Origin of the sequence: uncultured Enorma sp., assembly GCA_905210055.1 — a bacterium.
Taxonomy (GTDB): Bacteria; Actinomycetota; Coriobacteriia; order Coriobacteriales; family Coriobacteriaceae; genus Enorma.
Genome location: CAJLVH010000065.1, coordinates 1 through 9,550, shown reverse-complemented (window position 1 = coordinate 9,550; position 9,550 = coordinate 1). Strand labels below are relative to the sequence as shown.

Below are 9,550 nucleotides of genomic sequence, written 5' to 3'. Positions count from 1 at the left end.
CCCAATTGGATAAATCGATTAAAATCCCAGCTATTTACTATCGAAAAAACGAACAGCGGGGCAACACCAAACCACCATATAATACTTGTAATGCCGCGTCAGGTGTCTATAATTATCGCTCAATGCCCATGCAATCGACGCGTGCCGCAAGGGCTTGGCGGTTGCAGGGGGAGGGCTATGCTCGAATTCGACCTTGCACGATCGTTTCCGAGTATCGCGATCGGCTTCGTCGTCGGCGTGCTTGCATTCGCGCCGCTGCTCGCGGCCGTCCTTCCTGTGCTGCGTCGTACGCGCGACGCCGACATGACGCTCGGGTTCATCGGAATCTTCGCGTCGTTCGCGGTGTTGCTCGTCGGCGTGCTTGCGGCATACGTGCTGGCTCGTCCGGCGCTCGTGCCGTTTGCCGTGGGCGAACTCGTAGGGTTCTTCCTGGGGATGCTCGGGCTTTCGCTCTTGGCGATCCTCAAGGGGAACGGCTAGCGGGATCCGGCTCGACCGGTAGATAGAAAGGGTGGCACCGTTGGGAGACGTGTTTTCCAAGTTGCCCGAGGCGATTAACGAGCTCGTTGCCGAGTTCTCATCTGCTCCCGTGGCGGGTGATCTCAACGCCGGCCTCACGCAGTACTCGTTCTGGCTGCTCGTTGCAGCTGCCGTGTTCTGCCTCATCATGGCCGTCTTTGTGAAGCGGCTCACGCTCGTGCCGCACGGCCTGTTCGTGAACGGCGTCGAATACGTTATCGACTACGTTACGAACGACGTGGCGAAGGGTGTGGTGGGAGAGCAATGGCGCCGCCATTTCCCCTTCCTGCTCACGCTTTTCATGTTCATCTTCATCAATAACGTGATCGGCCTCATCCCGGGCATGAAGCCGGGAACGGGCGCCATTGGCTGCACGGCCGCGCTCGCGCTCTGCTCGTTCGTGTACTTCGTGTACCGCGGCTGCCAGAAGCACGGTTTCTTCGGCTACTGGAAGAGCCTTGCGCCGGCGGGCGTCATGTTCCCCATGAACGTGTTCGTGTGGGTCATCGAGGTCTTCTCGCTCATCCTGCGCCCCATCACGTTGGCCATCCGTTTGTTCTGCAACATGTTCGCAGGACATATCGTCATGGGCTCGTTCGCCCTCATGGCGGCGCTCTTCACCGAGCCGCTGCTCGAGCAGCTCACCGCCATGAACGCGGTGACTGCGCTGCCGAGTGTGGCATGGCTTGCCATCCTGCTCATCATCTACGTGGTCGAGATGATCGTCGCTTTCGTGCAGGCGTACGTCTTCACCATTCTCACGGCCGTCTACATCCAGATTGCGGAGGCCGACGAACACTAGGCACGCACGTGCCCGAACATTTTGGTTCCTTGGCGGCCTGCCCGCCCAAAGGATAGGTTACATCGCGCGAAAGCGCACGTAAAAGGAGGAATTGTGGGAGTTATCGGTTACGGTCTCGGTGTTATCGGTGCAGCTCTTGCCATCGGTCTCGCCGCCTTCGGCGCCACGAGCGCCATGGCTCGCCAGCCCGAGATCCAGGGCCGTGCGTTCACGGTCTTCATCCTTGCTTCGGCCTTCGCCGAGGCGCTCGGCCTCATCGGCTTCGTCGTGACGCTCATCTCCTAGAGACGCCGCATCGTGTGGCATAAGGAGCACACTATGAAGTTCACCCATCGCGTTGCCGGCACCGTGGCCGTGACTGCGCTCGCGGCACTCGCTGCCCCTGCATCGGCGTTTGCGGAGGAATCGGCTGGAGGCGTTGACATCCTCATCCCCAAGATGGCCGAGTTCATCCCGGCGCTCATCGCGTTCCTCATCATCCTTGTGGTGATGGCGAAGCTCGTGTGGCCGAAGGTGCTCGCCATGATGGACGAGCGCGAGCGCCGCATCGCCGACAGCCTCGAGGAAGCCGATCGCACTAAGCAGAAGGCTCTCGAGGCTCGCAAGGCATCCGACGATATGCTCACCGACGCGCGTCGTCAGGCTGCGGATATCGTCCTCGCCGCCCGCCAGGACGCCGAGGCGGAGCGCCAGCGTATCATCGCCGCGGCGCACACCGAGGCCGAGGGCATCATCGCCAAGGCGAAGCGCACGGCCGAGGATGAGCGTCACGCGCTCTATGCCAACGCCGCCGCTTCCATCGCCGACCTGTCGGTCTCCGTCGCCTCGAAGATCGTCGAGAAGTCGCTCGATGAGGACGGCGAGCAGCGCCGGCTCATCGAGAACTATATCAAGGAAGCGGGTAGCCTGAATGCCAACTAGCCGCCGGGAGATGAAGGTCCTCGAGACGTACGCCCGCTCCCTGCTCGAGGCGGGGAAGACGGAAGGCCGCGTCTTCCAGGATCTGAAGCAGCTCGAGGCGCTTGCGAGCATGACGCCTGAGCTGCTCGAGGTGCTGAAAGCACTCGTTGAGCGCGACCAGCTCGACCTGCTTCCGCGCATCGCCGAGCTGTACCGGACGATGACCGAGGAGGACGACGATATCCTTGGCCTCACGGTGACGACCGCCGTGCCGCTCGACGATGAGCTCCGCGCCCAGATCAAGGAGCGCTACGAGAAGGACTTCGGCAAGAAGGTCTTCCTCATCGAGAACGTCGATCCCTCCATCATCGGCGGTATCGTGTTCGAGGCGCGCGGACAGCGCCGCGATATCTCGGTCAAGACGCAGCTGCGCGCGGCGCGCGACACGCTCGCTTCCGTACACCTAACGCACGCACCTCAGGGAGGTGACGCTACCCATGTCTGAGAAGATTGACGCGCAAACCATCGCGCGCGCCCTTGCCGAGCGGCTCGATACGCTCTCCGCGACCGTCGACACGCAGGAGGTCTCCCATGTCGACGAGGTCGGTGACGGTATCGCACGTGTCGCCGGCTTGCGCAACGCCATGGCAGGCGAGCTTCTCGAGTTCAAGAGCCCCGAAACGGGTGGAACCGTCTTCGGCCTCGCCCAGAACCTCGAGCGCGATGAGGTCGGCGCCGTGCTCTTCGGCGACGTCGACACCATCGCCGAGGGCGATGAGTGCCGCACGACCGGCCGCATCATGGATATCCCCGTTGGCCGGAGCATGCTCGGCCGCGTGGTGAACCCGCTCGGCCAGCCCATCGACGGCCTGGGCGATATCCGCACCTCGCATCGTCGTCCCATCGAGTTCAAGGCACCCGGCGTTATCGACCGCACCCCGGTGTGCGAGCCGCTCCAGACAGGTCTCCTTGCCATCGACTCCATGATCCCCATCGGTCGCGGCCAGCGTGAGCTCATCATCGGCGACCGCAAGACGGGCAAGACCGCCATCGCCATCGACGCCATTCTGAACCAGCGCGGCAAGGGCATCATCTGCATCTACGTCGCCATCGGTCAGAAAGCCTCGACGGTGGCGAGCATCCGCGAGACGCTCTCGAAGCACCACGCGCTCGACTACACGGTCATCGTTTCGGCTACCGCGGCCGATTCCGCTCCGCTCCAGTACATCGCCCCCATGGCGGGTGCCGCCATCGGCGAGTTCTTCATGTACAACGGCAAGGACGGCAAGCCCGCAAGTGCCGAGAACCCTGGCGGCCACGTGCTCATCATCTACGACGATCTGTCGAAGCACGCCGTGGCGTATCGTCAGATGTCGCTCACGCTACGCCGCCCGCCCGGACGCGAGGCGTATCCCGGCGACATCTTCTACCTGCATTCCCGCTTGCTCGAGCGCGCCTGCAAGCTCTCCGAGGAGAAGGGCTCCGGCTCGCTTACGGCGCTTCCGCTCATCGAAACGCAGGACGGCGACGTGTCGGCCTACATCCCCACGAACGTCATCTCCATCACCGATGGTCAGATCTACCTGCAGAGCGACCTCTTCTTCCAGGGTCAGCGCCCGGCAGTCGACGTAGGCATCTCGGTGTCGCGTGTTGGCGGCGCTGCGCAGACGAAGGCCATGAAGCAGGTCGCCGGCAACCTGCGCCTCGACCTCGCTTCGTACCAGGAGCTGCAAGATTTCGCGCAGTTCGGTTCCGACCTCGACGCAACCACCCAGAAGCAGCTCACGCACGGCTCGCGTATGACGGAGCTTCTGAAGCAGCCTCGCTTCAAGCCGTTCGACGTGGCCGAACAGACGGTTGCTCTCTACGCTGGCAACGAGGGCTATCTCGACGACCTGCCCGTCGCGCAAGTGCTCCCGTTCCGCGATGAGCTGCTCGAGGTCATGCGCAATTCCTACGCGCCGCTGCTTCGCCGCCTGCGCACGGAGAAGATCGAGGGATCCCTCAAGAGCTCGCTCGACCACGCGCTCGTCGATTTCAAGACGCAGTACCTTTCCCGCAACGCCGAGGCGTCCTCCGCGGACGCTGCGGAGGCGACGGCAGAGAACGAGGAGCAGTAGCCCCATGGCGAACCTTCGCGACATTCGGAAGCGCATCTCCTCGGTGCAGAGCACCAAGCAGATTACCCGCACCATGGAGATGGTCTCCACGGCGAAGATTCGCCGTGCGCTCGACCGCTCGGTGCAGTCTGAGCCCTACAAGGCAGCGCTCACCGATGTTATGCTCACCGTCGCGCAAGACGTGCAGGCGGCGGGTGACAACCCCATGCTTAAGCGGCGCGAGGCAGTACGCAATGGCCTGGTGATCGCGATCGCCTCTGACCGCGGGCTCGCCGGCGGCTTCAACGTGGGCGTCGAGCGCGCCGCGGAGCGCATCATGGGCGAATGGGAGCGGGCGGGCGCCAAGGCGCAGGTCATCACCTGTGGGCGCAAGCCGAGCGAGTACTTCCGCAATCACGCTGCGCTTGCGATGCACTTCGAGGGCACCTCGGCAGACCCGAGTCTCGAAGAGGCGCGCATGATCTCGAGCTACGTGTGCCGCGCCTACGCGGCAGGCGAGCTCGATCGCGTGGTCGTCGTTTACCACCATGCGAAGAATCGTGTTGACCAGGAGCTTCGCTGCGAGACCCTGCTGCCGCTCGATCCGAACGCCGTCGCGATGGCGCACGGCCCGCGCAAAAACGAGAGCGAAGGCCCTGTGCGCGTGTCGTCCGCGTTCAAATTCGTCCCCTCTGCGGAGCGCGTTCTGGGCGAGCTCGTCCCGAGTTACATCCTGACCGTCATCCATCAGGCGCTCATCGACTCGGCAGCCGCCGAGCAGGGTGCGCGCCGCAAGGCCATGCATTCGGCGACTGAGAACGCCACGGCGATCGTCGCCACCTTGACGCGCACGTACAACCGCGTGCGCCAGGCATCCATCACCACCGAGATCAATGAGATCGTGGGCGGTGCCTCAGCATTGGAGGAACAGCAATGATTGATCCGAGCATGAAGACGGCCATCGAGGAGGCCGGGCACGCACGCACCGCTGGAACCGGCCGCATCGTGCGCATCATCGGCGCCGTGGTGGACGTGCAATTCCCCGCGGCGGTGCCCGGTATCTACAACGCCCTGACCGTCGAGGCCGATACCCCGATGGGCCATGTGAGCACGATTCTCGAGGTCGAGAGCCAGCAGCCTGGCGGCATCGCCCGCTGCGTCGCCATGACCTCGACGGACGGCCTCCAGCGCGGCCTCACCGCGGTGGACACCGGCGAGCCCATGAAGATGCCCGTAGGTCCGGAGACCCTCGGCCGCATCTGGAACGTGCTCGGCCAGCCCGTCGACGGCAAGCCCATGCCCGAGGTGGAGGACTACTACCCCATCCATCATCCTGCGCCGCATTTCGACGAGCTCACCACGCAGACCGAGATTTTCGAAACCGGTATCAAGGCCGTCGACCTGCTCGAGCCCTATATCCGCGGCGGTAAGACGGGACTGTTCGGCGGCGCCGGCGTGGGCAAGACCGTGCTCATCCAGGAACTCATCAACAATCTCGCTCAGGAGCATAACGGCACTTCGGTCTTCACGGGCGTGGGCGAGCGCACGCGTGAGGGCACGGATCTCTACCTCGAGATGACGGAATCCGGCGTCATCGACAAGACGTGCCTCGTCTACGGTCAGATGAACGAGCCCCCGGGAGCACGCCTGCGCGTGGGCCTCGCCGGCCTCACCGCGGCGGAGTACTTCCGCGACCGCGGTCAGGACGTGCTGCTGTTCATCGATAACATCTTCCGCTTCTCGCAGGCCGGCTCCGAGGTCTCGGCGCTTCTCGGCCGCATGCCCTCGGCCGTAGGCTACCAGCCCACCCTCGCGACCGAGATGGGCGACCTGCAGGAGCGCATCACGTCCACCAAGACCGGCTCCATCACCTCGGTGCAGGCTGTTTACGTCCCGGCGGACGACCTTACGGACCCCGCGCCCGCCACGACGTTCACTCACCTCGATGCGCAGACGGTGCTTTCGCGCTCCATCGCGGCGCTCGGCCTGTACCCGGCCATCGACCCGCTGGCTTCGTCCTCGGACGCGCTCGATCCCACCATTGTGGGCGAGGAGCACTACCGCGTGGCGGTGAAGGTGCAGGAGATCCTGCAGGAATACTCCGACCTCCAGGACATCATCGCGATCCTTGGTATGGACGAGCTCTCCGAAGAGCAGCGCCTCACGGTCGACCGTGCGCGCAAGCTGCAGCAGTTCCTCTCGCAGTCCTTCCACGTGGCCGAGAAGTTCACCGGCAACCCCGGCGTGTACATTCGCGTCGAGGACACGGTGCGCAGCTTCGCCGCGATCGTCGACGGCGAGTGCGACGACATTCCGGAGCAAGCGTTCCGCTATGCCGGCACCATCGACGACGTGCGCGAGCGCGCTGAGAAGATGAAGGCGAGCGAGTAGCCATGCATGTGCGCATCGTGTGTCCGGAACATTATGCCTATGAGGGCGAGGCGGCGTTCGTCGCGCTCCCCACAGCCGACGGTGAGCTGGGTGTCGCGCCGCGCCATGCGAGCGAGATCTGCTCGGTCACGGCAGGCTACGTTCGCGTGTGCGACGCGCAAATGGGCAGCGTAACCCATACGTTTGCTGTGGATGGCGGCTATGCGGAGATCACGGGTGACGAGGCCGTCATCCTCGCCGAGCGCGCCGAGGACATGGCTTCGGTGAACGCGGACGAGGTGCGCGAGCGTCTACAGGGATTTGAAGAACAATTGGGTAATTTGTCGGCAGATGATGCACGGCGCGCCTATCTTTATAATGAAATCGCATGGTGCAAGCTGTTGAGCGCGAACTAGCACGCCGCTCGAACACCAGCGATCACGAACGCATCATGCCCGGAGCGATTGATTCGCCCGGGCATGGTTTTGAAAGGGTGGCTACGTGAACATCATCCGCGTACATGGCGGACATGCCCTCAAGGGAACGGTCGAGGCTTCGGGAGCGAAGAACTCCGCCCTGAAGCTCATGGCGGCGACGCTGCTCGCTTCGGGTGTCACGACCCTCACCAACGTTCCGAACATCTCCGATGTTCACGTGATGGGTAAGGTGCTCAAGGGCCTGGGCGCCACCATCGACGTGCTCGACGAGCATACGCTGCGCATCGATACTTCCGCTGCGGATAGCTGGGAAGCTCCGTACGAGCTTGTAGCCAAGATGCGCGCCTCCACGGCAGTCATGGGGCCTTTGCTCGGGCGCTTCGGCCGGGCGAAGATCGCCATGCCAGGCGGCTGCAACCTGGGTGCCCGCAAGATCGACATGCATATCCTGGGGCTCGAGGCGCTCGGCGTGAGCTTCGATACCGACCACGGCTACATTCACGCCGACGCGCGCAACGGTCTCACCGGTGCTATGGTCTCGCTTGAGTTCGCCAGCGTCGGCGCGACGGAGAACCTCATCATGGCGGCGGTTCGCGCCCGCGGCACGACCGTCATCGACAACGCGGCGCGTGAGCCCGAGATCGTCGATTTGGCGAACATGCTCAACGAGATGGGTGCCAAGATCCAGGGTGCCGGCACGCCGGTCGTCACGATCGAGGGCGTCGAGGAGCTGCACCCCGTGGAGCACCGCGTGATCGGCGATCGCATCGAGGCCGGCACGTTCGTGGTGGCGGCTGCGCTTGCTGCCGACGACGCCGGCGTCGATGTGGTGGGCTTCAATCCACTTCACCTGGGCATGGTGTTCAAGAAACTCGAGCTCATGGGTCTTCGCTATGAGCGCATCGACGGCGGCGTGCGCGCCTGGCGCATCGAACGTCCGCGCCCTGCCGATATCCAAACGCTTCCGTTCCCCGGTTTCCCGACCGATATGCAGGCGCAGATCATGGCGCTTTCCGCCCTTGCCGACGGCGTTTCGGTCATCACGGAGAACATCTTCGAGAATCGCTTCATGTTCGCCTCCGAGCTCGTGCGCATGGGGGCGAATATCCGCATCGAGAGTCATCACGCCATCATACATGGCGTCGAGCGCCTCTCGGGTGCGGAGGTGGTGTCCCCCGATCTTCGTGGTGGCGCCGCGCTCGTGCTCGCCGGTCTTGTTGCAGACGGAGAGACGGACGTTTCCGCAACGCACCATATTCGCCGTGGGTACGAGCGTTTCGTGGACAAGCTCACCGGGCTGGGCGCGAGGGTGGAGAGCCTCTCGGTACCCGATCCCGAGGACGATTAGGTAGGTAGAGCATGGGAGTCCGCCATAAGCGGGCGGTTCAGCAGTCGAGGCGGACGTCTTCGAACACCGCGAGCCGCATCTATAGCCGTAAGAACGTCGCGCGCTATTCTGAGCGTGCGCGGAAGCGCCGCCGGGGCAAGATCATTCGCCGCAGCCTCGTTTGTACGTTGCTGCTTATGCTGGTGACCGCCGGCACCGCTGCCGCGCTGTGGTTCAACAGCATCGTCGCACGCCTGAACGATGCGGGGATCATCACCGACGAGCTGCGTGCCGTGCTCGTCGATTCCGACGTGACGCGCGAGCCGTTCTACATGCTGCTGCTGGGCACCGACGGTCGCCCCGGCGAGGACACCTATCGCACGGACTCCATCATCTTGGCGCGCATCGACGCCACGACGCAACAGGTCACCCTCATCTCCATCCCACGTGATACCAAGGTGGAGTACCAGGGCAGCACCATGAAGATCAACGCGGTCTTCACCTATGGCCAGAACGACGACGGCAACGGCGCCGAGGAGATGGTCGAGGCCGTGAACGAGCTGTGCGGTGTCGAGATTTCCGAATATGCCGAGATCAACTTCCAGGGCATGGAGAAGCTCATCGACGCGGTGGGCGGTATCGATCTCTACATTCCCGAGGGCGACGCCGTGGAGGGAGACTCGCATCTCGATGTCGACGTTCCCGCTGGCCAGCAGCATCTCGACGGCGAGCACGCGCTCGCATTCGCGCGCTCGCGCTACCTCTTCGCCGACGGCGATTACACGCGCATGCGCCACCAGCGCATGGTGCTCGGCGCCCTTGCCGATAAGATCTTGAACAATCTCGATATCGGCACCATTCCGGCGATTCTCGACTCGCTTGCCGACATGGTGCACACCTCGCTTTCGGTGGACGAAATCTTATCGCTCGTGAGCGCCATGCGCGGCATGGATACCGACTCTATGTATTCGGCGAACATTCCCTCGTGGGCGGGTGAAGACACCTACATCGATGGGCAGAGCTATGTTTTCGTGTACGAGGACAAGCTTGCCGAGATGATGGAGCGCGTAGATGCCGGCGAGGACCCGCAAGGCCC

The 9,550-nt window shown here is 63.5% G+C and carries 11 protein-coding genes; all 11 read left to right on the top strand.

Features of this window, described 5'->3' with window-relative positions; all coding sequences use genetic code 11:
• The first annotated feature begins 177 nt into the window (after positions 1 to 177).
• Positions 178 to 480 (top strand): hypothetical protein, encoded by a 303-nt coding sequence (locus QZ079_RS05520; protein ID WP_291289232.1) that lies wholly within the window; start codon positions 178 to 180, stop codon positions 478 to 480.
• A 40-nt stretch (positions 481 to 520) separates the two neighbouring features.
• Positions 521 to 1,321: a F0F1 ATP synthase subunit A gene (gene atpB / locus QZ079_RS05515; protein ID WP_297036112.1), complete on the top strand. Its 801-nt coding sequence runs from the start codon at positions 521 to 523 to the stop codon at positions 1,319 to 1,321.
• 93 nt (positions 1,322 to 1,414) lie between these two features.
• On the top strand, positions 1,415 to 1,606 hold the full coding sequence (locus tag QZ079_RS05510) for an ATPase (protein WP_291289230.1): 192 nt from the start codon (positions 1,415 to 1,417) through the stop codon (positions 1,604 to 1,606).
• A gap of 33 nt (positions 1,607 to 1,639) precedes the next feature.
• The gene (gene atpF / locus QZ079_RS05505) at positions 1,640 to 2,242 is read left to right on the top strand and encodes a F0F1 ATP synthase subunit B (protein WP_291290585.1); all 603 of its coding nucleotides are present in this window, start codon (positions 1,640 to 1,642) and stop codon (positions 2,240 to 2,242) included.
• Positions 2,232 to 2,726, top strand: a complete 495-nt coding sequence (locus tag QZ079_RS05500) for a FoF1 ATP synthase subunit delta (protein ID WP_297036107.1) — start codon at positions 2,232 to 2,234, stop codon at positions 2,724 to 2,726. The genes atpF and QZ079_RS05500 overlap by 11 nt, the downstream gene beginning before the upstream one ends.
• Positions 2,719 to 4,341 (top strand): F0F1 ATP synthase subunit alpha, encoded by a 1,623-nt coding sequence (gene atpA / locus QZ079_RS05495; RefSeq protein ID WP_297036104.1) that lies wholly within the window; start codon positions 2,719 to 2,721, stop codon positions 4,339 to 4,341. The genes QZ079_RS05500 and atpA overlap by 8 nt, the downstream gene beginning before the upstream one ends.
• 4 nt (positions 4,342 to 4,345) lie before the next feature.
• Positions 4,346 to 5,257 (top strand): ATP synthase F1 subunit gamma, encoded by a 912-nt coding sequence (atpG, locus tag QZ079_RS05490; protein ID WP_297036101.1) that lies wholly within the window; start codon positions 4,346 to 4,348, stop codon positions 5,255 to 5,257.
• Positions 5,254 to 6,711 (top strand): F0F1 ATP synthase subunit beta, encoded by a 1,458-nt coding sequence (gene atpD, locus QZ079_RS05485; RefSeq protein ID WP_291289225.1) that lies wholly within the window; start codon positions 5,254 to 5,256, stop codon positions 6,709 to 6,711. The genes atpG and atpD overlap by 4 nt, the downstream gene beginning before the upstream one ends.
• A gap of 2 nt (positions 6,712 to 6,713) precedes the next feature.
• Positions 6,714 to 7,106 (top strand): ATP synthase F1 subunit epsilon, encoded by a 393-nt coding sequence (atpC, locus tag QZ079_RS05480; RefSeq protein WP_297036098.1) that lies wholly within the window; start codon positions 6,714 to 6,716, stop codon positions 7,104 to 7,106.
• Positions 7,107 to 7,191: 85 nt separating this feature from the next.
• Positions 7,192 to 8,475: a UDP-N-acetylglucosamine 1-carboxyvinyltransferase gene (murA, locus tag QZ079_RS05475; protein WP_297036094.1), complete on the top strand. Its 1,284-nt coding sequence runs from the start codon at positions 7,192 to 7,194 to the stop codon at positions 8,473 to 8,475.
• Positions 8,476 to 8,486: 11 nt separating this feature from the next.
• Positions 8,487 to 9,550, top strand: a 1,064-nt coding sequence (locus QZ079_RS05470; RefSeq protein WP_297036090.1) for an LCP family protein, incomplete at its 3' end; no start/stop codon positions are given.

What these genes read in the sequence shown, in the direction of transcription:
- QZ079_RS05520 (WP_291289232.1), top strand. Translation starts at nt 178, where the DNA reads ATGCTCGAATTCGACCTTGCACGATCGTTTCCGAGTATCGCGATCGGC.
- atpF (WP_291290585.1), top strand. Translation starts at nt 1,640, where the DNA reads ATGAAGTTCACCCATCGCGTTGCCGGCACCGTGGCCGTGACTGCGCTC.
- QZ079_RS05500 (WP_297036107.1), top strand. Translation starts at nt 2,232, where the DNA reads ATGCCAACTAGCCGCCGGGAGATGAAGGTCCTCGAGACGTACGCCCGC.
- atpA (WP_297036104.1), top strand. Translation starts at nt 2,719, where the DNA reads ATGTCTGAGAAGATTGACGCGCAAACCATCGCGCGCGCCCTTGCCGAG.
- atpG (WP_297036101.1), top strand. Translation starts at nt 4,346, where the DNA reads ATGGCGAACCTTCGCGACATTCGGAAGCGCATCTCCTCGGTGCAGAGC.
- atpD (WP_291289225.1), top strand. Translation starts at nt 5,254, where the DNA reads ATGATTGATCCGAGCATGAAGACGGCCATCGAGGAGGCCGGGCACGCA.
- atpC (WP_297036098.1), top strand. Translation starts at nt 6,714, where the DNA reads ATGCATGTGCGCATCGTGTGTCCGGAACATTATGCCTATGAGGGCGAG.